This window comes from Micromonospora sp. NPDC093277 (assembly GCF_044765245.1).
In the GTDB taxonomy this organism is placed as follows: Bacteria; Actinomycetota; Actinomycetes; order Mycobacteriales; family Micromonosporaceae; genus Micromonospora.
This window is the reverse complement of the sequence record NZ_JBIWJO010000007.1, coordinates 266158-290655: the sequence shown is the minus strand read 5'-3', so window position 1 is coordinate 290655 and position 24498 is coordinate 266158. Positions and strand designations below refer to the sequence as shown.

The following is a 24498-nucleotide window of genomic DNA, read 5'->3' as shown; positions in this document are numbered from 1 at the left end:
CAGCCTCCGAGGTGCGGGAACTGACGTAGATCGCGCTCGGATCTCTGGGGGAAGTCGCCCGGTTCATGCTCTAGTCGATTCACCGCGACAAAGTGGCGCGGATCCGTGTGACCGGATTGCAGCATCCGGATACGTTTGTCGATGAACTTTGCGCCTCCAAAGGTCGGCGACGGCAAGCGCCATGACCGTCGCCACGATGTCCATGGAGGTTGGTCACGCCGTTAAGAACCAGCTCGTGTCCCTCAGATTCCACACGTCACCGCGCAGGATTCCACTGGAAGTGACGGGCGGCGAGCAAGCCCTCAGCCTCCTAGACTCGCCCGCGCGGCGGCTCCTCACCGGTGGGACCGCCTGCCGTCCGCGGGCCACCGGTGGTGGAGGGACCATGAAGCACCGTCGCGCGAAGTGGATCGCGGGTGGCTGCCTGTTCGCTGCGCTGGCTGTCGGTATGATATTCATCGCGATCGACAATCGTGGCGAGCCCCGGGCTCGCCAGTACGGCTCATTCACCAGCTGCCTGCTGACCGACCAGGATGGCATCGGGGGGGTCGTCGCCGCCCCGGTCTGGAGCGGCATGCAGGATGCCTCGCTCGCTACTCTGACCAAGATCCAGTACCTGTCCGTGATTGGCGCGCAGACGACGGACAATGCCGGAACCTTTGTCGCCAGCCTGGTCCAGTCGCAGTGCGACCTGGTGATACTCGCCGGCGAGGTGCCCGTTTCGGCTGCCGGCGCCTCCTCTGGTCGATTTCCAGAGCAGCGTTTCGTAGCCGTGGGTGATCAACCCGGCGAGACGCGGTCCAACCTCACCTGGCTCACCGGGTCCCCGGAAACCCTCCGCGGCAAGGTCGATGACGTTGTTCGGGGCGTAGCCCGCGAAGGGCGGCGCTGACTGCCGCTATAGCAGATCTCCCATGGGTGTGCGTGCCGCCAAGTGGGCAGCTTTGTCCGACGTTTCGGCTCTGCCCGTCGCCCGCGAGCACGGCGACGATTCCCTTTCGTCGATGTGACTTTACGGGGAGGTCCGGCGATGCTGCGGAGCGTGTTCATGGGTCGTCGGACCCAGATCAATGCCAGTCGTTCCTTGCGGTCGCCGGTTCGGCGGGTGGGGATCGTGCTCGTCCTCGCACTCGCGCTCCTGGTGGCGGTTCCACCTGGCGCGGTGCCCCAAAATGGAACGTTCCCGATGTCCTGGCTCTGGTCCTGGCTGCCGCAGCGTGCGGCCTGGTCCGCGCCCGCGCCCGATGGTCCCGCCCAGAGGTCAGCCGGGGGAGCGGCCGGGCGGGAGCACTACGCCTCGTCCGCCGCGACGAGGGCCGACGGTGGCAGCGGTCGCGCGCCCGGACACAGTCCGGCCGCCAATGACGTGGCACAACTCCGCGAACCGGACGTCAAGCCGGTGACGACACCACCGATCGCCGGCAGCCGGGGCTTCGACCCGGCAAAGAGCCGGCGGGTAGCCGACAAGGCCGAAGCGAACGCCGATTTCTACGAGAACCCTGACGGCACGGTCACCCGCAAGCTGCACGAGCTGCCGATCAACTATCGCGCCGCCGACGGTTCGTGGCGGCCCATCGACCGCACGTTGGTCAGCGCGGGTGGAAGGCTGAAGCAGAAGGCAAGTCCGCTCGCTGTCGACTTCGCGCCTCGTGCCGATGACTCTCGTCTCGCCACCTTCCGCTTCGACGCGGATCGGTCAATTTCCTATGGCCTGCAGGGTGCGGCCCCGGTCGCTCCGGTCTCCACCGGCTCATCCGCCCTCTATCGCGCGGTCCTGCCGGAGACGGATCTGCGGCTGACCGTGGGCCCGCGCGGGCTGAAGGAAGAGCTCGTGCTGCACTCGGCGGCCGCGGCCAATTCGTGGATCTTTCCGCTGACGCTCATCGGGCTTGAAGCGACGCTCGAGACAGACGGGTCGGTCGCGCTACGGAACGCCTCGGGCAAGGTCGTCGGAGCGATCCCCGTCGGCTCCATGCACGACTCCCACCTGGAGCCCGGAGCGGGCGAATTTACCACCTCGAGGGCCATTTCATACGAGCTGATCAGCTTTGACGGCGGCCAGGCGCTGCGGATGACGGCGAGCCGGGAATGGCTGCAGGACCCGGCCCGGGTCTTCCCAGTCACGGTTGATCCTTCGGTCACCAGCGGGTACGACACGACGGCCGACACGTACATGCAGTACGGCGACGACATCAACCACTCTGCGGACGACAACCTCGCGGTCGGCACCTGGGACAGCGGTACCCACCGGTCCATATCGCTGCTCGCATTCCAGAACTTCGGCTCGACCTTCAGCTACAAGAACCTCAGCGCGGTCAAGCTCAAGCTCTACCTGACCTGGCAGTGGAACTGCACAGCACAGGAGTTCTGGGTGCAGACCCTCACCCAGTCATGGAGCGCCTCCACCGCCCGTTACGGCGGCATTCCCTACGCCGGTCCCGGCCTTGGGACCACGCTGGCCAAGATGTCGCCGAACTCGGCCAAGGCCTGCGGCAACTCAAAGGCCGATCGGTCGGTGGGCGAGTGGATCACGGTCGACCTGCCCGTGTCCACGTTTCAGAGCTGGGCGAACGGGGGCGTCAACTATGGCCTCGCGCTGAACACCAACCAGACCAACAGCCCGCAGTTCAAGCGGTTTACCTCCCGTGACGGGCCGAACCCGATCTTTACGCCCTACCTCGAGTTGACCTACACCGACAACATCGCGCCACAGGTCAACTCGCAGTACCCCCCGCACGGGCACACCGTCAACACGCTTACGCCCGAACTGCTGGCCAACGCCGTGGATCCGGACGCCTTCCCGTCCGCGCTGAGCTTCGACTTCATGGTGTATGACCGCAGCGCGACCAAGATTGCGGAGTCCGGCTGGCAGCCGTACATGACCTGGGTGGTTCCGTCCGGCAAACTGAAGTGGAACGAGGGTTACACCTGGACCGTCATTGTCAAAGACGGCAACCTGGCCAGCACCTCCCAACAGTTGCAGTCCTTTGCCACCGCCGTGCCACCGCCGTTAGCGGCCGGAGGTATGGCGCAGAACGGCGATCGCGGGTTCGACCCCAGCGCTGGCAACTACACCTTCTCCGTCACGGACGCGTCGGTGCCGACTGCCGGGCCGCCGCTGGCCATCGCCCGCTCCTACAACACCCTATCCACGCGGCGTGGCTCCTTCGGTGAGGGCTGGTCGACCGTGCTCGACATGCGAATCGTCGACCCATGGTCGTCCATCAAGTACCCGCCACCGCACGTCATCGTCACCTACCCGACCGGTGAAGAGGTTGCGTTCGGCCGCAACAGCGACGGCTCCTTCACCCCGCCCCCCGGGCGGTTCACCACTCTGACGGCGCTGCCGGACAGCGGCTATGAGCTTGTCGACAAGGACGGCACCACCTACACCTTCCGGACCGGCTTAACCGTGCCCGGCCAGTACGACATCACAGCCATCACCGACAGCAACGGCCGGACCCTGAAATTTCAGTGGACCTATGTGGGTGTGGAAGGGCGGCCGACGACCGTCACCGCCGCAAACGGGCGGTCGCTGAATCTGAGGTGGTCAACGGCAGCTGGCGCCTACCGGGTGCTGTCAGTCACTACGGACCCGGCCGTGCCGAACGACCCCGCCACGGCGTCGGTCTGGAACTACGAGTACACCGGCGGGCTGCTCACCAAGGTGTGCCCCCCAACCTCGACGGTCAAGTGCACGGCCTACACGTACACCACGAGCAACCGCTATCCGGCCACCCTGCTGCGCGCCAACCCGCGTGCGTACTGGCGCCTCGGGGAGTCCTCAGGGACCACCGCGGCCAACTCCGTTCTGGAGGCGGCCGGCGCGGAAAGCGGCACGTATAACTCCGTGACGCTGGGCCAGCCCGGCGCACTGCCCAGTTCCACCGCGACGGCGGCCCTCTTCAACGGCACCTCTTCCTACGTCAGCCTGCCGGTGACCGACGTCGACCCCGCCGGCTACAAGTCGGTGAGCCTTTGGTTCAAGATGAACGCCGGTTCCACCGCCGGTGGCACGCTCTTTGCCTACCAGACGGCATCGATCACCTCCGGCCCGACATCGAACTTCACCCCGGCGCTCTACGTCGGCACGGACGGCAAGCTGCGCGGTGAATTCTGGACCGGAGCGGTGGAACCCATCACCTCCTATGGTGTGGTGAACGACGGGAAATGGCACCAGGCCACGCTCGTCGGCGACAAGACCAACCAGACCCTCTACCTCGACGGCTATCCCGAGGGAACGCTGAACAAGCCGCTGGTGCCGCAGGCATATCCGGCGAAGTACGTCTACGTCGGCGCCGGTGAGAGCAACACCTGGCCGTCCCGCCCCACGAACAGCAAAGGCTTCTTCCCCGGCTCCATTGCCGAGGTGGCGCTCTTCGACCGGCCGCTGAGCCGGTTCGAGGTGAACGACCTCAACCGGGCCAACAGCACTGCGTCGCCGATCAGCTCCGTCGTGCGGGCCTCCGGCAACCGGCAGACCGCCGTCCAGTACGACGGGAAGACCGGACAGGTCACCCAGGTCACCGACGAGAACGGTGGGGTGTGGAAGATCGGTGCCGGCACGGCGGCCGGATCGTACCGCGTTCACGCCGGCGTCGTGCTCGGCGCCAATCCGGCCGACTACTGGCGACTGGCCGAGAGCGGCACCACCGAGGCCGTCAACGAGGTCAACGGCGGTTCCGCCCGCTACAACTCGGTGACCCTGGGAACTGCGGGCGGGCCGTTTGACGACCCCGCCCGCAACGACGACAACACCGCCGTGGCGAGCTTCAACGGAACCTCCTCCTACCTGAAGATGCCGGCCAACGATGTTCCCGGCGTGGGGCCGCAGTCGATCGCGATGTGGTTCAAGACGCCGGCCGGGTATGCCAGCGGTGGCGTCCTCTTCGGGTCGCAGGTCAGCCCCATCGACGGCACGCCCCAGAATGGCTGGACCCCCAACCTCTACGTCGGCACCGACGGCAAGCTCCGTGGCAAATTCTGGAACGGCAACAGCACGGCGATCACGTCGACGACGGTGGTCAATGACGGAAAGTGGCACCACGCGCTGCTCGCCGCCTCGGACATCAGCCAGACCCTCTACCTCGACGGCGTGGCCGTCGGGACCATCGCCGGTTCGCTGGTGTCGAACGGTGCGGTCAACGCCTACGTCGGCGCCGGACGGGCGGTGAACTGGGCCGCCGCCCCGACCAACCCTGGCGGCTACTACAAGGGCGAGATAGCCGAGGTCTCCTACTACCGCAGCCAGCTCAGCGCCGCTGACGCCGGTGCTCAGTTCGCGGCTCGGTCGAAGTCGTCGGGTGCGTTGACCAAGACGTACCGGGTTACCGACCCGGGCGACAAGCAACTCGTCTACGTGCACGATCTGGCGGACCGAAAGATCGAGGAGACGGACGCCCTCGGCCAGACCACCCGCTTCGGGTACGACGTCGCGGGCTTTCTGCGCACGACCACCGACCCGAACGGCAACGTCACCACCACCGAGCACGATCCGCGTGGCAACGTCGTCACCTCGACGACCTGCCAGAACCGGTCCGAGAACAAGTGCTCGACGGCCTACTACACGTACTCCGTCAACGTGACGCCGCCGGCGATGTGGAAGGACGCCTCACTGATCTTCTCGCCGGGCGACTTCGACGGTGACGGCACCAGCGACATCATCTACCGCAACACCAGTGATCAGAGCCTCTATCTGATGCGCGGCAACGGCAGGGGTGGTTGGCTCACCAGCGTTCCCGCGAAGCTGGGCGGCGGCTGGGGCGGCCCGGACCAGATTTTCTCCGTGGGTGATTTCGACGGTGACGGCAACCCCGACGTCATGTACCACCTACCGGGTGAGAACAACTTCCACCTCAAGCGGGGCAACGGCAAGGGCTGGTGGGCCTCCGACGCCGACAAGGTGATCCCGTCGACCTTCGGCTCGACCGCCCAGATGGTCTTCTCGCCGGGTGACTTCGACGGTGACGGCAAGCCGGACGTGCTCTACCGCAAGTCGACCGACAACAACCTCTACCTGGTCAAGGGGAACGGCGCCGGCGGCTGGCTCACAGGCACACCGATCCAGATCGGCACCGGATGGGGATCGGCTCAGATGGTCTTCTCGCCGGGCGACTTCGACGGTGACGGCAAGCCGGACGTGCTCTATCGCAAGTCGACCGACAACAGCCTCTATATCGTCAAGGGCAACGGGACGGGTGGCTGGGTGACCGGGACCTCGGTCCTGGTCAGCGCGGGCTGGGGCGACGTCGACGCGCTTCTGTCCTCCGGTGACTTCACTGGCGATCGCAAGGCGGACGTGCTCCGGCGTGGCAGCACCGACCGCGACCTCTACCTCATGCGGGGCAACGGGACCGGCGGTTGGTCCACGGGAACTCCCGAGAAACTCGGCGCCGGCGGGCCCGACCCGCGCAATGACGCCATGCTGACCATGCGGGACGGCCGCTCGACCTCCGGCGTTTCCGACAACCGTTACCTGACCACCTACAGTTACGACGAACAGGGCAACCGGACCACCGTGACAGACCCGCTCGGCCGGGTCACCAAAACGGTGTACACCGACGGTTCGACCCCGGCGGAGGACGGCGGCATGGCGCCACCCGGCCTCCCGTCCACGGTGACCTCGCCCGCCGGCACCCGCCAGCAACTGTTCTACTTCCCCAACGGCGACCTGGCCCGGACGGTGGACGCCGCTGGTAAGGAGACCCGCTACACGTACGACGGACTTGGCCGGGTGACGACGACGAAGGAGATCACCGAGACCTTCCCGTCGGGTGTGACGACTACCTACGAGTACGACAAACTGGGCCGTACCGTGGCCCGCACGGATCCGGCCACCACCAACCGAGTTACCGGCGCCGTGCACACGCCCGTGACCACCACTGTCTATGACGACGACGGCCTCATGCTCTCGGAGACCGTCACCGACACCACGGGCGGCGACGCGCCACGTACCGAGTCGGCCACCTACAACGCGTTCGGGCAGCAGGAGACCTCGACCGACGCCTCCGGGCGGACGACTCGGTTGGAGTATGACTCCTACGGCCGCGCCGTGATGGAGATCGGCTCGGACGGCGGAAAGATCCTCACCACCTACGACGCGGCCGGGCAGCAGCTCAAGACGACGCTACTCGGGTGGACCGGCGACCCGAACGCGCCCGCACCGGCCAAGGATCTCGTCCTCTCCTCGAAGGAGTATGACCCGGCGGGCCGGCTCGCCACCGAGACCGACGCGATGGGCTGGCAGACCCGGTACACGTACACGGACAACGGGCTGACCGCGAGCATCACCCGGAAGGATCCGAGCATCGGGGCGACCTTCCTGGTGAAGAAGACCGAGTACGACGCCGCCGGCAACCCGGTCACCGTGACCACCAACGGCGGGGCCACCACCACCGTCGACACCGTTGACGCCGCCAACCGCGTGCTGCGCAGCGTCGTGGACCCGGATGGCCTCAAGCGCTACACCGACTTCGAGTACTCCCTGGCCGACCAGGTGGTGAGCGAGGTCCGGGGGGACGCGGAGGCGACCCGGGAACGACACCAGACGACGTACGACCTGATGGGTCGCCCGTTGAGCGAGACCACGTACCTCGACCCGAACTCGCCGGTCGGTCGGTGGGCCTTCGACGGTGACGCCACCGCCCGGCTCTCCGACGCCATCGGCAACAGCCCGCTCACGTCCACCGGCCCGGTCAACTGGGGTACGGACCGGGGCGGCTCGGCCGACCTCGGGGGTGCGGCCACGCTGGCGGGCACGTCCCCGGTGGTCGATCCGTCGCGGAGCTTCACCGTCGCGGCATGGGTCAGGGCGTCCGACACGGTTGGTACGAAGACCGCGGTGTCCGGGCCGGGCCTGGCTCGGTCCGCCTTCGAGCTGGGGCTCGATGGAGGTCGATGGAAGTTCAGCCTCCGATCGGCCGACGCGGCGGATGGCAACGTCGTAGCCGCGACGTCCACCAGCACCCCGCGCGCCGAAACGTGGACCCATCTCGTCGGCACCTACGACGCGACATCCAGGAGCATCCGACTCTATGTCGATGGTGTGCTGGAAGGCGCGGGCGCCGGAGCCACCTCCTTCCCCACCCGGCGGGCGCTCCAGCTCGGCGCCGGCGCTGCGTCCAGCACTCCCACCAGCTTCTGGTCGGGGCAGCTCGACGATGTGCAGATGTACCAGCGGGCACTCCCGGACGCCGAGGTGGCTCAGGTGGCCGCGGGCACTGCCCCGGCGTCCACCATGTCCGTCGTCCGGACGACCTATGACGTCGACAACGGTGGCCTGGTGCGGGCGACCACCGATCCGACCGGTGCCACCACCGACACTCAGTACGACGAGGCGGGCCGGCCCGTGGTGACGGTGGGACCCGCCGTCTCCACGGAGGCCGGTGGTGCGACGCCGGTGGATGCGCGGCCGGTCTCCTACGTCGGGTACGACACCTTCGGCGGCGTGGCGGAGACCAAGGATCCGAACGGCAACGTCACGGTCAACGACTCCGATGCCGCCGGCCGTATCGTGGCCACGCACCTGCCCAGCTACACGGCACCCGGATCGAGTACCCCCGTGCAGCCGGTCACCCGGCGCAGTTACGACGAGTTGGGCCAGCTCAAGTCCCAGACCGATGCCCAAAACAAGACGACCAGTTACGTCTACGACCAGCTCGGCCAGCTTGCCAGTGTCTCCGCACCAGACGGCGGGGTGACCCGCCTCACTCACAGCCTCGCCGGCGACCAGCTCTCGGCGACCGATCCCACCGGGGCGCGTACGGAGGCGACGTACGACTTCCTCGGCCGCCAGGTCACGTCGACCGAGGTCGTCCGGCAGTCCGGTACCAGTCACACCACTAACTACGCATACGGGCCGGGGGGTTGGCTGTCCTCGGTGACCTCGCCGGCGGGGGTGGTCACGTCGACCACGTACAACACGGCCGGCGAGCCGCTCACCCGTACCGACGGCGCGGGGAACGTAACGCGGTACGACTACGACGGGCTCAGCCGGCTGACCCGCACCACGATGCCCGACGGGACGTACGACACCCTCAGCTACGACATGGCGAGCCGAACCGTGTCGGCCTCCTCCTACCGGGCCGACGGCACCCGGCTGCGTACCAAGTCGTGGGGCTACGACCGGGCGGGACGGGCGATCAGCTCGACCGATGCCCGCAACACCAGGACGACGCTCACCTACGACGCGATGGGACGGCTGGTGTCGCAGGTGGAGCCGATCTCCGCCAGCGACTCCATCACGACGTCCTTCGGGTACGACCCGGCAGGCAACCCGACGCGACTGACCGACGGACGCGGCAACCGTTTCATTACTACCTACAACACGTGGAACCTGCCGGAGTCCCGGATCGAGCCGGCCACGTCGACGTTCCCCGACCTAGCGGACCGCACCTTTACTGTCAGCTACGAACTGAACGGTCAGGTCGCCGAGCAGCGGGCACCGGGCGATGTCACCGTTTCGAACAGCTACGACGATGTCGGTCGGCTGGTCCGTCAGGTTGGTACCGGCGCGGAGGCTGCGAGCCCGAACCGGGTTTTCGAGTACGACCTGGCCGGCAGGATGACCTCGGTCTCGGGCACCTCCGGCAGCAACACCTTCACCTTCGATGATCGTGGACTGTTGCTGTCCGCCGACGGGCCGTCCGGCACGTCCTCCTTCACCTGGTCGCCGGACAACAAACTGGCCACCCGTACCGATGCGGCGGGCGTCACCACGTACGGCTACGACCCCGCCGGCCGGCCGGCGACCATGTCCAACCCGACCACGGGTGTCTCGCTGAGCTACACCTACAACTCGCTCTCGCAGGTCGAGACGATCGGGTACGGCGCGGGGGGCAACACGCGGACGCTTTCCTACGACGGGCTGCACCGACTGACCGGGGACCACCTCGCCGTGCCGATCGGCGACACGATCGCGAAGATCGCGTACGCCTACGACGAGAACGACAACGAGATCTCGAAGGCGACGACCGGATTCGCCGGCTCGACAACAAACACCTACACCTACGATCTGGCCAACAGGCTGACCAGCTGGGACAACGGCACGACCCCGGTGGTGTACGCCTACGACAAGTCGGGCAACCGGGTCCAGGCCGGTACGGTCACGTTCGCCTACGACCAGCGCAACCAGCTCACCAGCTCCAGCAGCGGCGCCGCCTACCGGTACACCCCGCGCGGCACGCTCGCGTCGGTCAGTTCGGCTGCCGGAGAGGCGACCACCGCCACGGATGCCTTCGGTCAGGTCCGGTCCCAGAGCGTCGCCGGAGGAGGCACCCAGACCTACGAGTACGACGGGCTGGGCCGGGCGCAGCGCCAGGGGTTCCAGTACACCGGCGTCGGCAACACCCTCGCCACGGACGGGGCCGCTGTCTACACCCGCGACGTTACCGATGACCTGGTCGGCGTGCGGGCCGGCGCGGAGAACCGGTACGCGTGGATCGACCGCCACACCGACGTGGTCGGCCAGTTCACCGGTGCGGCGACCGCGCTGAGCGGATCGACGGCGTACGACCCGCTGGGCCGCCGCCTCGCCGGCACCGGCATGGTCGGAAACCTCGGCTACCAGTCCGGCTGGACCGATGAGGTGACCGGACGGGTCAACATGTGGTCCCGCTGGTACAACCCGGAGACGGGCCAGTTCGACACCCGTGACTCGGCCAACCTGTCGCCGACGCCCACCTCGGTGACCGCCAACCGGTTCGCGTACGCCGACGAGAACCCGCTCACCGGCACCGACCCCACCGGTCATTGGCCGAACTGGGGCAACACCTTCAAGTCGGTGACCTCCGGCTTCTCCAGCGCCTGGCACTCCACGACCAGCGCACTCTCGGCCGGCTGGAAAACGACCACGAGCCTGCTCTCGTACGGCTGGAACGTCACTACCAACTATCTGTCGCAAAAGTGGAACGCCGCCAAGAGTTGGGTGCAGGACAAGTACGACAAGGCGCGCGACAAGTACGAGGAAGCCAAGAACTGGACCCGCAAGAAGATCGACGAAGGTCGAAAGTGGGTCGAGGAGAAGAAGGCCGAACTCAAACGCCAGGCCCGGCAGCTGGCGAGCAACATCAAACAGGCCGGCCAGGGCATGGTGACGAAGGTGATGAGCAACAAGCTCGTCGCCAAGACCGTCAACGGCGTCGTCGACGCCTACAAGGCCACCGAGAAGTGGGTCCAGGAGCACAAGGCGGACATCGCTGGCTTCGTGGTCGGCGCGGTCGTCGGCTTGGGCTGCGGTGCCCTCATCGGCTGGACCGGGGTCGGCGCCATCGCCTGCGGAGCGCTCGCCGGCGCGGCCGGTTCGCTGGTCACCGGGTTGGTCAACGGTGAGCGGGGCATGGACCTGCTGAAGACGACCGCCCTCGGTGCGCTGGGTGGCGCGGTCGGTGGCCTGGGCGGCATCGTCGGTGGCCGAATTGCCGCCGCCGTGGGCAGCAAGCTGGGCAGCTTCGCCGGTTCGCTCGGCGGCCGCATGCTGACCGGTGCGGTCGGTGGCGGCACGGCGGATGCCCTCACCCAGCTGGCTACCACCGGTCGCGTCAACCTGGCCCAGGTCGCCCTCGCCACCGGCGTCGGCGGCCTGACCGGAGGCATGGGCAAGGGGCGTTCCACTGGCTGCGCTACGCACAGTTTCGAGCCCAGCACCCGGGTCTTGATGGCGGACGGGAGCACCCGTCCGATCAAGGACGTCAACATCGGGGACAAGGTCAAGGCGACAGACCCGAAGACCGGTAAGACGGTGACCAAGCCGGTCACGGCACTGCATTTGAACCGTGACCGGGAGTTGGCCGATGTCACGGTGGCTACCCGCACCAAGGACAAGGTGACGTCGAAGTCCACCCTGAAAACCACGCCGAACCACCCGTTCTGGAGCAAGTCCGCCCGCAAGTGGGTAACGGCAGGTGCGCTGACTGTCGGCACAGCACTCCTCGCGATCGGTACGAGCACCGCCGCGGTCGCTGATGTGCGGAACCACGTCGGTGTCCAGAACATGCGGGACCTCACCGTCGCCGACGTCCACACGTACTATGTGCTCGCCGGGGACACGCCGGTCCTTGTGCACAACTGCGGTACCGGCGCCAAGTTCGGCGTCCCACGGAAGCCCGGCGTATATTCTATTGAGCTCGACGACGGCAATTTCTATGTCGGGTCGGCTACCAGCAATATGCGGGGACGTGTTGACTCTGCGGGTCGGCCGGCAAAACCTGGAAGGCGTGCACATGCCCTGGAGGCTGCCGGATATTCGGCTGACAACATCGTGAATGTAACGTGGGTTGAGGTGCCCGGAAATCTTCGCGGAAATAGGTATATAAGCAAGGACGCGGCCAGGTCGTTGGAACAAGACGTCATGGATGTGTACCTGGCCCATGGAAGGACGCTTGTCAATAGGGACTACCCAGAGGTTCCACAAGCACGGCATACGTCAGAGTGGCTAGATAAGGTTGCTGGGCTAATTCCTAATAGACGGTGAGGCTGTCGTTGTTCGGGCGTTCCTCCGGGTTGTATGATGTGCCGGAGGAACGCCCGCAGCGAGCCGCTCAGGCGTCAGTTGGTGGATGCAGGGAGTAACCGCTCGTGGGCACATGGAGCTCGGGGCCGTTTGACAACGACCAAGCTATGGATCTTCTGGACGAGCTTGCTGAGATGGATGAAGATCAGAAGGCGGAGCACTTCCGCGAGGTTTTCACTAATGCGCTCAGCTCGTCGCCTTCGGAGCGAGTCTGGCCGAAAGAAGTCGTCGCCGCTGCGGCTGTCGTTGCCTTGGCATTGCCGGGCGGTGCCGTAGTTGTGAACTTCGAGGAGGGGGATTTTGACCCCGACGCGGAGGAGAACGCCGAAGACGAGTGGTCTGCCGCCATCCTTCGTGAACCAGGATCCGCGCTGGCAGGCCTGGCGCTTGAGGCGCTTAGCGGGGTTACTCGTGCGGGTGGTGAGTGGTTCTCTTCGTGGCTTCTCGAAGACGATCGTGATGCCGCAGTAGTGCGGGTGGACAGCATTGCCAGGGTGCTTCGATCAGCTATTTCCTGACGGCTAATTGTGGCGGCGGAGTCCAAATTTGATATGGCGCAACCATGAGAACGGCATCCCTTCGTGGCTGCAACTTTGTTCCGCAGGTGGCGCCGCGCCAGCGAGGCCGAAGAGCGCCGATCCAGGACTGCCGACCGAACCCGCCCCGACGGAGGACCGCTGACCGAGAACGGCCACGGTCACAACGAACCGATTACAGCGAATAGGTACGCGCCACCGCCAACATCTCCGAGCTGTGCGAGCCGACCACGCCGACGTCCGACGGCCGGCGGCGGAAGCCGGGGACCCCCTCCAGGCCGTCGCTGGCGTCCATCGCCCGCAACTCCATCTTCTCCTGCTGGGCGCGCAGGGTGAGGGTCACCTCGACACCCTCCGGCGGCGGGGCGTGGAACACCAGACCGAAGCCCCACGAGCTGCCCGGCTCCACGGGCTTGACCGGCAGCGGCACGCCGGCCGCGCTGGCTCTGAGGACCGTTGCCGGACCGGGTTCGGGATCGACATCGACGTGCAGCGAGAGCACGCGGACCGACCGCTGCGGGGTCACCCGCACCCGCAGGGTGCGCTCGGCGCCCGCAGTGGTGTCCGAGAGCACCGTGACGGCAGGTGGCGGCAGGTTCACCGCGGGGGCGTCGCCGAATTTGAATACGTCGTCACCGAGCGCGGGGAAGTAGTGGGAGACCCGCCCCATGTCGTCCACGTACTGTGCGGTCCACGGTTGCGGCTCAGCCTCGTGACTGATCCACATCCCCTTGCCGGTGTCCGCGTCGAAGCCGTACATCAGGTGGGTGGGTGCCGGGTGGGCGGCGTCGAAGCGGTCCACGGCGAGGCCGACCCCGGCGAAGACCACGGCGGCGAGCCCGGCGGCGGCCGCCGGCAGCGGGCCCAGCCGGCGGGCCCGCAGCGCCAGCATGCCGCGCTGGCCGCCGGCCTGCGGGTGCAGCAGGTCGACCAGCGGCAGCGCGGCCAGCCCGAGCAGCACCGCGAAGAGCGCGGCGACTCCGCCCATCGCCATGCCCAACGCCGGGAAGAGCAGCACCACGGTGGGCAGCAGGATCACCACGGCCACCGCGCCGGCCAGGGTCACCGCGACCACCGGCCAGGGGCCGTCCAGCCGGGTGGCCAGCGCCGCCAGGCCGGCGAGCGCGCCGGCCAGCGCGGGGAGCGTGGCCAGGTATGCGCCACCCGGCACCAGCACCGCGAGGAGTACGCCGAACAGCGCCAGCCAGGTCAGCCCGCCGAACGCGAGGGCGGCCGGCCCGATCCGGCGGCGGGTCAGCGCGTACCAGGTGAACAGGATCGCGGCGGCGAGCGCCACCACGGCGAGCCGGTACCAGATCGGCCGGTACGGGTCGAGCAGCCCGGCGTACCCGGGGCGGATCGTGGTGATCGCGGCCCAGAGCAGCCAGGCGCCCAGCGGGGCGAGCACGATCGGCGCCAGGGCGAGTCCGACGCCAGCGGCCAGCCGGCCGGCGGTGGCCCGGCCGCGGCGGCGCAGCAGCCAGCCGAGCAGCCCGACGGCGACCAGGGCGGCCAGCGCCAGCGGCAGGACCAGCCAGCCGGGGTAGCGGACCAGGCCGCCCGGCACCGGGAAGTAGGTGGCGTCATGGCCGGAGCCCAGTTCACGCAGGTTGGTGCGGCCGAACTCGCGGGCCAGGCCGAGCGCGTTGTCGCCGTGCATCTGCAGGCTGCCCCGGTCCATCGCCGCCGGCACGTCCAGCGGGGTGTGGTAGATCGCGCCACCGTCGATGTACGCCGAGTTCAGGCCGACGAAGTCGTGGTCCAGGAAGGCGGTGAAGTCGGTGTCGTTCGGCAGCGCCCGGTAGATCTCCACCGCGAACGAGGTGCCGACCGGGTGCGGGGCGGCCCGGCCGAAGACGTCCACCAGCTTCGCGTTGTTCCGGGACGTCTCGAACATGATCACCGGACCGGTGCTGCCGCGCGCCTCCAGGTTGAGCACGACTCCGCCGTCGGCGGCCAGCGGGTGGCCGGCGGCGAAGCCGGAGGCGCCGCAGAGGCACGCCTCCTCCGCGTCGGTGAGCACGAGAACGAGGTCGTTGCGCGGGCGCGGTCCGGCGGTGAGCGCTCGGGCCACCTCCAGGATGGTGGAGGTGCCGGCGGCGTCGTCGTTGCCGCCCGGCCCGGACTGCACCGAGTCGTAGTGGGCCACCAGGAAGACCCGCCCGGTCGAATCGGTGCCGGGCAGCCGGGCCACCACGTTGCGGACCCGGGCCAGGGTCGCCCCGCCGGCGGCCCCGCTGAGCTGTCCGGCCTCCGGGGCGACGGCGTCCTGCACCTCGGTCTCCAGGCCGAGCCCGCGCAACACGCCCACGAGGTGCTCGCGTACCTGGTCGTTGGCGGCGCTGCCGGCCACGTGCGGCCGGGCCGCGATGACCTTGACGTTCTGGTACGCCCGCTCGGCGCTGAACTGGTCCGCCGGCGCGTCGGCCGGGCGCGGCGCCGGGGCGGCCAGGTCGACCAGGACGCCGGCGCCGACCGCGAGCAGCGCGGCGAGTGCGGCGACCGCGGCGGGCAGCCGGTGGCGCGGACGGGCCAGCGCCCGGTCGGCGGGGCGGGTCGGGGGTACGCCCACTCGGAACTCCTCGGGGTGGTCGGGGGTGGCCCCATCCTGCCCTCCCGCCGGCCCGTGGTGAACCTCCCACGGCGCGCCCGCCCGCACCGCCTTCGGGCGTGTTGTGTGCGACCGTTGTCTGATACAGGATCAGCGAGGCACTCGGAAGGAGTCCGACATCACCAGCGAACTCCCGCGTCTCGCGGCGGTGGCCCGACCGCAACCGGGGCCCGGCGCGGTGGGTCCCCCCGTGCCCCGGGCCGTCGAACCGGGGGGCGTCGGGCGCACCGCCAACCTGCCGCCCGGTAAACGGCTGCGGGTGCTGCTGGTCGAGGACGACGAGGGCGACGCCTTCCTGGTCGGCGAGCTGCTCGCCGAGACCAACTCGATGATCGATCTGATGGTCGCCACCAGTCTCAGTGAGGCCCGGCAGCGGGTGGCGGGGGTCGACTGCGTCCTGCTCGATCTGGGCCTGCCCGACGCGCAGGGCCTGGACGGGCTGCGCCAGGTGCTGGAGATGTCGAGCGGGGCCGCAGTCTGCGTGCTCACCGGCCGCTCCGACGAGCACCTGGGCGTCGTCGCGGTCGCCGAAGGCGCCCAGGACTACCTGGTCAAGGGGCAGGTCGACGGCGTCCTGCTGACCCGCGCGCTGCGCTACGCGGTGGAACGCAAGCGGGCCGACGAGAACGCCCGCCGGCTGCGTGAGGTGGAGCTGCGCCAGGCCGAGTCCGCCCGCCTGGAACGGGGCCTGCTGCCGCAGCCGCTGATGACCACCGACCGGGTGTCGGTGCACACCTTCTACCGGCCCGGCCGGCACGCCGCCCTGATCGGCGGCGACTTCTTCGACGTGGTGCAGACCCGGCCGGACCGGATCGACCTGATCGTCGGTGACGTCTGCGGGCACGGCGTGGACGAGGCCGCCCTCGGCGTCGAGTTGCGGGTCGCCTGGCGAGCGCTGATCCTGGCCGGGGTGCCGGACGACGAGGTGCTGCCCGCCCTGGAACAGGTGCTGATGAGCGAGCGCCGGCTCCAGGAGATCTTCGCCACGGTGGCGACCACCCGCCTCGACCTGGCGGCCGACCGGGCCACCGTGCGACTCGCCGGGCATCCGCCGCCGCTGCTGCTCAGCGGCGGTAAGGTCGCCCCGGTGCCGGCCAGGGCCGGCCGGTTGCTCGGCGTACGACCGCGCCGGCCGGTAGCCTTCGACCTGGAGTTCGACGCCGATGACTGGTCCTTGCTGATGTACACCGACGGACTCATCGAGGGCCGGGTGGGTGCCGGTGACGACCGACTCGACGTGTCGGGGCTCACCGACCTGCTCGCCGCCCCCGCCGGCCAGGCGGTGCCGCTGGCCGAGCTGCCAGCCTGGCTGGTCGGTCGAGCCGAGCAGATGAACGGCGGCCCGCTCGCCGACGACGTCGCCATGCTGCTGCTCAGCCGGGGTGGTGGCCGGTGACCGCTGACCGGCAGGGCTGGACCCTGCGTCGCCGGGTGGTCGCGCTGCTCACCGTGGTCCTGGTGCTGCTGCTCGGGCTGGCCGCGGCCGAGGCGTTGGTCGCGGCGAAGAACCGGCAGAACATCGACGCGGTCCTGGTCAAGAGCGGTCCGCTGCGCGTACAGGGCCAGGAGCTGTTGAGCGCGCTGCTCGACCAGGAGACCAGCGTCCGCGGGTACGCGGTGAACGGCGACGGCAAGGACCTGGCCCCGTACGAGGCGGGGCTGACCCGGGAGCGGGATCTCGTCGCCTCGATGCGTGACCTGGCCGGGGACTACCCGGGCGTGCTGCGCGCCCTGACGGTCGTCGAGGAGCGCGCGGCGCAGTGGCGGGCCAGAGTCGCCGAGCCGGTGATCACCACTACCGAGCGCAGCGGTCCGGCCGCCGGGCAGGCGCTGATCACCGACCAGACCCGGCAGCGGTTCGACGGCGTCCGGGGCGCGGTGGACGCCCTCCAGGACGAGATCCAGACCGTGCGGCAGCAGACCGCCGACCAGGTCAGCCGGACCAGCAACGTACTGGTGGTGCTGCTGATCGCGGCGGCCCTGGTGGTGGCGGTGGCCGGCGCGCTTCTGCTGCTCTCCCTGGACCGGATGCTGATCCGGCCGGTGGCCGCCCTGGTGGGCCAGGTACGCGAGGTCGCCGCCGGCGACTACCGGCACCACATCGAGGGGTCGGGCCCGCCGGAGTTCCGCCGGCTCGCGGATGACGTCGACGCCATGCGCCAGAAGATCGCTCAGGAGCTGGACGAGGTCCGCCAGGCCCGGGAGCGCATCGAGTGGGTCAACAGTCAGTTGCAGAAGCAGGCCGAGGAGCTCACCCGGTCCAACCGTGACCTGGAGCAGTTCGCCTACGTCGCCTCGCACGACCTGCAGGAGCCGCTGCGCAAGGTGGCCAGCTTCTGCCAGCTCCTCCAGCGGCGCTACGCGGGCCAGCTCGACGAGCGCGCCGACCAGTACATCGCGTTCGCCGTCGACGGCGCGCAGCGGATGCAGCGGCTGATCAACGACCTGCTCGCGTTCTCCCGGATCGGTCGCCTCACCACCGGCTTCAGCGAGGTCGACCTGAACAAGGCGATGGGCGACGTGGCCGCCCAGACCGAGACCGCGCGCCAGTACGCCGACGCCGAGCTGACCTGGGACACGTTGCCGGTGATCCGCGGTGAGGAGCCGCTGCTGACCAACCTGCTGGCCAACCTGGTCAGCAACTCGATCAAGTTCCGCCGGCCCGACGTGCCGCCCAGGGTGCACGTGTCGGCCCGGCTGGTCGGCGACGAGTGGGAGATCACCTGCCGGGACAACGGCATCGGGATCGAGCCAGAGTTCGCCGACAAGATCTTCGTCATCTTCCAGCGGCTGCACTCCAAGGACGCGTACCCGGGCACCGGCATCGGCCTGGCCATCGTCAAGAAGATCGTGGAGTACCACGGTGGCCGGGTGTGGGTGGACACCGGCTCCGAGGTGGGCACCGTGGTCCGGTTCACCCTCCCCGCCGCCGGGGTGGAACCGGACGGCGACGACGCGACGACCGGGGGTGGCATCGCCGACGCCGCCGACGGGGTGCCCGTCGGCCGGCAGCCGGACCCGGTACGGGACGGGGCGGCCGGAGACGCCGCCGCGGGTGGCATTAAGGAGACGGTGGGATGACGGTGCCGGCTGACGGCAGGAGCCCGATCGAGGTGCTGCTGGTCGAGGACGACCCGGGCGACGTGCTGATGACCCAGGAGGCGTTCGAGGAGCACAAGCTCCGTAACCGCCTCACCGTGGTCTCGGACGGTGCAGAGGCGCTGGCGTATCTGCGCCACGAGGGCCAGTACGCGGACTCGGTGACCCCCGACCTGATCCTGCTCGACCTGAACCTGCCGCGCCGGGACGGCCGGGAGGTGCTGGAGGAGATCAAGAAGGACGAGCAGCTGTGCCGGATCCCGGTCGTGGTGCTCACCACCTCGCAGGCCGACGAGGACATCCTGCGCAGTTACCAGCTGCACGCCAACGCCTACGTGACCAAGCCGGTGGACTTCGAGTGCTTCATCTCGGTAGTCCGCCAGATCGACGAGTTCTTCGTCAGCGTGGTCAAGCTGCCGCCGCGTGGCTGACCGGCTGCTGGCGGACGTCGACGCGCTGCTGCGGGAGGCGGCGGCGGAGATCGTGGTGCCGATGTTCCGGCGGCTCGACGCCGCCGACATCGCCGAGAAGGCGCCCGGCGAGGTGGTCACCGTCGCCGACCGGCGGGCGGAGGAACTGATCTCCGCCGGGCTGCGGCGGCTGCGCCCCGGTTCGGTGGTGGTCGGTGAGGAGGCGGTCGCCGCTGACCCGGACCTGCTGCGGTACCTGCGTGGCGACGGCGACGTCTGGCTGGTCGACCCGGTCGACGGCACCGCCAACTTCGCCGCCGGGCGGCGCCCGTTCGCCCTGATGGTGGCGCTGCTGACCGACGGCGTGCCGGTGGCCTCCTGGGTGTACGACCCGTTGGACGGGACCATGGCCACCTGCCGCGCGGGCGCGGGCACCCGGCTGGACGGCACGCCGGTACGCACCAGCGGGCCGGTGCCCGAGGTCGGTGCGCTGCGGGGCACCGCGATGACCCGGTTCCTGCCCCCGGCCACCCGGCAGAGCGTGGCGGCGGGCGGCGGGCGGATCGGTGAGCTGCTGCCCGGCCAACACTGCGCCGGCCGGGAATATCTGGACGTGCTTACCGGCAGGCAGCAGTTCGTCCTCTTCTGGCGCACCCTGCCCTGGGACCACGCGCCCGGCACCCTGCTGGTCCGGGAGGCGGGCGGGGTGGCCCGCCGCTTCGACGGGACCGACTACCACCCGGCCGACGACGGCCGGGGCCTGCTGGTCGCGTCCAGCGCGGAGATCTGGGACGAGGTCCGGGCGGCGCTGCTGGGCGGTTGAGCGCCCGTCTTCTCGCGGTCCGCCACGGGGCCGGCACGCTGCGTCGATGATCAGTGTCGCCCGAGGTCGGGGGCCTGGCGTGGCGGGCGTGGTCCGGTATCGTGACCGGCGGTCTCCGCCAGCAGGCCGCCGTCCGGGGCCGGCGGAGCCGCCGCCGCGCAGAGTGGTCAACCGGGGGCCGGCGGTCGATGGAAGGACGCTTTCGTGCCCAGGATCAGGCTCATCCGGCGGCGCGTCCGCCGGCCGTTGCTCGCCCTGCTCGCCGTGGCGGCCCTGCTGCTCGGTGCCGGCCTCGCCCCGGCCGGGACCGCCGTCGCCGCGCCCACTCCGAGCGCACCGGACGAGGGGGGCAGCAAGCAGTTGCGGCAGGCCCTCGAGGCGGCGGCGAAGGGCCACATCGAGGCCACCGCCCGGCTCGACAACTCCAAGCGCCGGCAGACCGAGCTGAACACGCAGCTCAAGCAGCTCGAACTGCGCCTGGTCGAGCTGAACTCGCAGGTGGGCGAGGTGGCCGCGCAGTCGTACCGGCTGGGCCGGATGACTCCGGTGTCGGCGCTGCTGGCCAGCTCCGACCCGGGCTCGTTCCTCCAGCGCGCCGCCGAGCTGGACGTGATGGCCCAGCGGGACAGCAAGCGGCTGCGGGCCCTGAACGAGGCGAAGACCGAGGCCGCCCAGGCCAAGCTGGCCATCGACGCTGAGATCCGCGAACAGCAGAAGCAGCTCGCCATCCTGGCGAAGAAGAAGCGGGACGCCGAAATGGCGCTGGCCAAGGTCAGCTCGGGCGGCGGCGCCGGCTTCAGCGGCAGCTCCGCGTCGGCCAAGCCGGCCCCGCGTAACTCCGACGGCTCGTGGCCGTCGGAGTCCTGCTCGGTGAACGATCCCACCACCTCGGGCTGCATCACCCCGCGGACCCTGCACATGGTCCAGCAGGCCAAGGCGGCCAACTACAAGCGGTACGTCTCCTGCTTCCGCAGCGGCGGCGACGGCGAGCACCCGAAGGGGCGGGCCTGTGACTTCTCCGCCGCGACCGGCGGCTTCGAGAACGTCTCCGCGACCGGTGGCGACAGATCGTACGGGGACAGCCTCGCCAACTACCTCAAGAACAACGCCAGCAAACTCGGCGTCATGTACGTGATCTGGTACCGGCAGATCTGGATGCCGAACACCGGCTGGCGGTCGTACAGCGGCGGTGGCACTCCGGCCGGGGACCACACGAACCACGTTCACGTCTCCATGTACTGATGTGGCCTGCCGGTCCGGTGCGTAGCATCGCGGCGGTGAGCAGCACATCCTCCGAGGTCGTGGTGGACCCGGCGCCGAGCGTGCCGGTCCCGCGGGCCCTGCCGAACGGGCTCGCCGCATTCCTGGTCTTCCTCTCCAGCGGCGCCGTGCTGGTGCTGGAGACCGTCTCGCTCCGCCTGGTCGGCCCGTACGTCGGGGTGACCCTTCAGGTGACCAGTTCGGTCATCGGCATGGCGCTGGGCGCGATCGCGTACGGGGCGTGGATGGGCGGGTGGCTGGCTGACCGGCGGGACCCGCGCGGCCTGCTCGCCCCGGCCCTGGTGCTGGCCGGCATCGCCACCGCGGTCACCCTCCCCGTCGTCCGGTACGCCGGTGAGGCGCTGCGCGGGGGCGCGGCCAGCGCGGTGCTGTTGCTGACCGCGCTGGCGGTGCTGGTGCCGGCGGGCCTGCTCGCCGCGATCACCCCGCTGGTGGTGAAGCTCCAGCTCGCCGACCTGCGCCGTACCGGGCAGGTGGTCGGGCGGCTCTCCGGCATCGGCACCCTGGGCGGCATCACCGCCACCCTCGTCACCGGCTTCGTGCTGGTGGCGGCGCTGTCCAGCACGGTGATCGTGCTCGGGCTGGCGGCGGTGCTGGGGGCGACCGGGCTGACGCTCGGGGCGTACCTGCGCCGCCGGGCGGGGACCGGGCTGCCCGCTCCGGCCCGGGCGAAGGCCGCCCTGGCGGTGGTGGGCCTGGCCGCGGCGGGGCTCTCCGCGGTCGCCCCGAACCCCTGCGACGTGGAGACGGCGTACCACTGCGCGAAGGTGCAGCCGGACCCGCAGTGGACCCAGGGGCGTTACCTCTACCTGAACTCGGCGCAGCACTCGTACGTCGACCTGGCCGACCCGACCCACCTGAAGTACGCGTACACCCAGTGGATCGGTCTGGTCGCGGACGCGGCCGCGCCGAAGGGGCAGCGGCTGGACGCCCTGCACCTGGGCGGCGGCGGCTTCACCATGCCGCGCTATCTCGCCGCCACTCGGACCGACACCGACAACCTGGTCTTCGAGATCGACGGTGGGCTGGTCGACCTGGACCGGCGGGAGCTGGGGGTGCGGACCGGGCCGCGGCTGCGGGCCAGGGTCGGCGACGCCCGGGTGCTGCTCGGCGGCGAGCCGACCGACAGCCGGGATTTCATCGTCGGCGACGCCTTCGGCCACCTGGTGGTGCCCTGGCATCTGGCCACCCGGGAGATGGCCGCGGAGATCCGCCGGGTGCTCCGGCCGGGCGGGATCTATGTGCAGAACGTCATCGACATGCCGCCGGGACGGTTCATCCGGGCCGAGCTGGCCACCGTCGCCGCCGAGTTCCGCTACGTCGCGGCGATCGCCCCGCCCGGCGCGTTCGCCGGACGGCAGGGCTCGAATTTCCTGATCGTCGCCTCGGACGCGCCGCTGCCGCTGGCCGCGGTCGAGTCCCGCATGGGCCTGCTGCCCGAGGTGGCGGAGCTGGTGCACGACGCCGAGCTGGCCGGATTCGTCGGGGACGCGCTGGTGCTCACCGACGACTACGCCCCGGTGGACCAGCTGCTGGCGACCGCCTGAACGGGTGACTTTCCGCCCGATTGCGGCGCATCAGGTGTACGAGGGCCGGTTGCGGGCAACAGGACCGACCATGGGTGCATCGGTCCGGGGTGGCACACAACTGCTGGGTGAGCGGTACCGGCTGATCGAACAGCTCGGTGCGGGTGGCATGTCGGTGGTCTGGCGCGGTTACGACGAGGTGCTCGGCCGCCAGGTGGCGATCAAGGTGCTCGCCTCCGGGCTCGCCAGCGACAAGGCGTTCCGGCACCGGATCCGCGTCGAGGCGCAGGCGGCCGCGCGGCTCTGCCACCCCAACATCACCAACGTGTACGACTACGGCGAGTCCGAGCAGGTCGGGCTGACCGTGCCGTACGTCGTGATGGAGCTCGTCGACGGCGGCCCGCTGAGCGGCCGGCTCGGCCGCGACGGGCGGTTGACCTGGCGGGAGGCGGTGACCATCGGCGCCGAGGTGGCGTCGGCGCTGGCCACCGCGCACGCCCGGGGAGTCGTCCACCGGGACGTCACCCCGGGCAACGTCATGCTCACCCCGACCGGGGTGAAGGTGGTCGACTTCGGCATCTCGGCGCTGGTCGGGGAGAGCGACAAGGGCCCGGACGACGCCCTGCTCGGCACCCCTGCGTACCTGGCGCCGGAGCGGCTGGACCACGGCCAGGTCTCGCCGGCCACCGACGTGTACGCGGTCGGCCTGCTGTTGTACCGGATGCTCACCGGGCGGCTGCCCTGGCAGGCCAGCACCACCACCCAGATGCTCCGGGCGCACATGTACCAGGACCCGGACCCGATGCCTCCGGTGGTCGGGCTTCCCGGCGAGGTCGAGAAGCTGGTCCGGTGCTGCCTCGCGAAGCGCCCCGAGGACCGTCCCGCGACCGTCGAGGTGGCCCGTACGCTCGCCGACGCCGCGGGGACGGCCGCGATCACGCCGGTCTCCCCGGCACCTGACGGGGGAGACCCCGGGCTGATGGAGAACGCGGGGACCACCATCCTGCCCTGGTCGACGGAGACCGACGCGCTGCCCTTCTCCGCGGTGCGTACCCGTACCCGGCGGGCCACCGCCCGGCGACGCAGGGCGGAGGCCGGGGTGGCCGCCGCCGGCCTGGCCGCGGTCACCGCCGCGATGTGGGGGTTGACCTCGAATCGCCCGGCCAGCGGTGGCGTCGAGCCGACCGAGGACCGGATGGGGCTGTCGCAGCCGCCCCCGTGCGCGGTGGACTACGTGCTGCGCCGCGACTCCGGCAAGGACTTCACCGCAGACCTGACCCTCACCAACACCGGCGGCCGGGAGCTGCGCGACTGGACGATGAGCTTCACCTTCCCCGGCCGGCAGACGGTCACCGCGGCCCAGCCGGCGGTACGCCAACAGGGGCAGACCGTGCTGCTCCACGTGCCCGCCACGGAAGCCGCGCTGGCCCCGGGCGCGTCGAAGAAGGTCGCGCTGACCGGCAGCTACACCGGAGGCAATCCGCTGCCGGTCGAGTTCAGGATCGGGGACAGCACCTGCGGCGTGCTGGTGTCCGGGGTGGCCGGTTCGGTGCCGACCAAGGCCCCGGCGGTCAAGAAACCGGCGGCCAAGAAGCCGGCGGCCAAGAAGCCGGCGAAGCCGGCCACCGCGAAGGGCGGCGGTGCGCAAGGCTCCGGCGGCGGGGTCAAGCCGGCGAAGCCTCCCAAGGGCAAGGGGAACTGACC

The 24498-nt window shown here is 69.7% G+C and carries 11 protein-coding genes; 10 read left to right on the top strand and 1 reads right to left on the bottom strand.

The genetic code is table 11. From position 1 onward, the window contains the following. The first annotated feature begins 385 nt into the window (after positions 1-385). The 3 genes from ACIRG9_RS17945 (at position 386) to ACIRG9_RS17935 (ending at position 13026) form a co-directional block, all read left to right on the top strand. Positions 386-892, top strand: a complete 507-nt coding sequence (locus ACIRG9_RS17945; RefSeq protein WP_402856807.1) for a hypothetical protein — start codon at positions 386-388, stop codon at positions 890-892. 138 nt (positions 893-1030) lie between these two features. After that, a complete protein-coding gene (locus ACIRG9_RS17940) occupies positions 1031-12469 on the top strand; it encodes a LamG-like jellyroll fold domain-containing protein (RefSeq protein WP_402856804.1) in 11439 nt (3812 codons plus the stop codon). A gap of 104 nt (positions 12470-12573) precedes the next feature. Next, positions 12574-13026: a DUF4259 domain-containing protein gene (locus tag ACIRG9_RS17935; RefSeq protein ID WP_402856801.1), complete on the top strand. Its 453-nt coding sequence runs from the start codon at positions 12574-12576 to the stop codon at positions 13024-13026. Between the two features lie 193 nt (positions 13027-13219). Here ACIRG9_RS17935 and ACIRG9_RS17930 read toward each other — a convergent pair whose 3' ends face one another. After that, positions 13220-15616: a M28 family peptidase gene (locus tag ACIRG9_RS17930; protein ID WP_402856799.1), complete on the bottom strand. Its 2397-nt coding sequence runs from the start codon at positions 15614-15616 to the stop codon at positions 13220-13222. A 229-nt stretch (positions 15617-15845) separates the two neighbouring features. Between ACIRG9_RS17930 and ACIRG9_RS17925 the strand changes: the two genes are divergently transcribed. The 7 genes from ACIRG9_RS17925 (at position 15846) to ACIRG9_RS17895 (ending at position 24496) form a co-directional block, all read left to right on the top strand. Beyond that, positions 15846-17051 (top strand): PP2C family protein-serine/threonine phosphatase, encoded by a 1206-nt coding sequence (locus tag ACIRG9_RS17925; protein ID WP_402856796.1) that lies wholly within the window; start codon positions 15846-15848, stop codon positions 17049-17051. Then, on the top strand, positions 17048-18736 hold the full coding sequence (locus ACIRG9_RS17920; protein ID WP_402856793.1) for an ATP-binding protein: 1689 nt from the start codon (positions 17048-17050) through the stop codon (positions 18734-18736). The genes ACIRG9_RS17925 and ACIRG9_RS17920 overlap by 4 nt, the downstream gene beginning before the upstream one ends. Then, positions 18733-19185, top strand: a complete 453-nt coding sequence (locus tag ACIRG9_RS17915; protein ID WP_402856790.1) for a response regulator — start codon at positions 18733-18735, stop codon at positions 19183-19185. The genes ACIRG9_RS17920 and ACIRG9_RS17915 overlap by 4 nt, the downstream gene beginning before the upstream one ends. Next, positions 19178-19987: an inositol monophosphatase family protein gene (locus tag ACIRG9_RS17910; RefSeq protein WP_402856787.1), complete on the top strand. Its 810-nt coding sequence runs from the start codon at positions 19178-19180 to the stop codon at positions 19985-19987. The genes ACIRG9_RS17915 and ACIRG9_RS17910 overlap by 8 nt, the downstream gene beginning before the upstream one ends. Before the next feature lie 204 nt (positions 19988-20191). Then, positions 20192-21229 carry a coiled-coil domain-containing protein gene (locus ACIRG9_RS17905; RefSeq protein ID WP_402856784.1) on the top strand — a complete coding sequence of 346 codons (1038 nt, stop codon included), beginning with the start codon at positions 20192-20194 and terminating at the stop codon, positions 21227-21229. Between the two features lie 35 nt (positions 21230-21264). Then, entirely contained in the window at positions 21265-22815 is a 1551-nt protein-coding gene (locus ACIRG9_RS17900; RefSeq protein ID WP_402856781.1) for a fused MFS/spermidine synthase, read from the top strand. Between the two features lie 70 nt (positions 22816-22885). Continuing rightward, complete coding sequence (locus ACIRG9_RS17895; RefSeq protein ID WP_402856778.1) at positions 22886-24496, top strand: protein kinase; 1611 nt, start codon at positions 22886-22888, stop codon at positions 24494-24496. Positions 24497-24498: the final 2 nt, after the last annotated feature.

Coding starts and splice junctions, on each gene's coding strand:
- ACIRG9_RS17945 (WP_402856807.1), top strand. CDS start 386: ATGAAGCACCGTCGCGCGAAGTGGATCGCGGGTGGCTGCCTGTTCGCT.
- ACIRG9_RS17940 (WP_402856804.1), top strand. CDS start 1,031: ATGCTGCGGAGCGTGTTCATGGGTCGTCGGACCCAGATCAATGCCAGT.
- ACIRG9_RS17915 (WP_402856790.1), top strand. CDS start 18,733: ATGACGGTGCCGGCTGACGGCAGGAGCCCGATCGAGGTGCTGCTGGTC.
- ACIRG9_RS17895 (WP_402856778.1), top strand. CDS start 22,886: ATGGGTGCATCGGTCCGGGGTGGCACACAACTGCTGGGTGAGCGGTAC.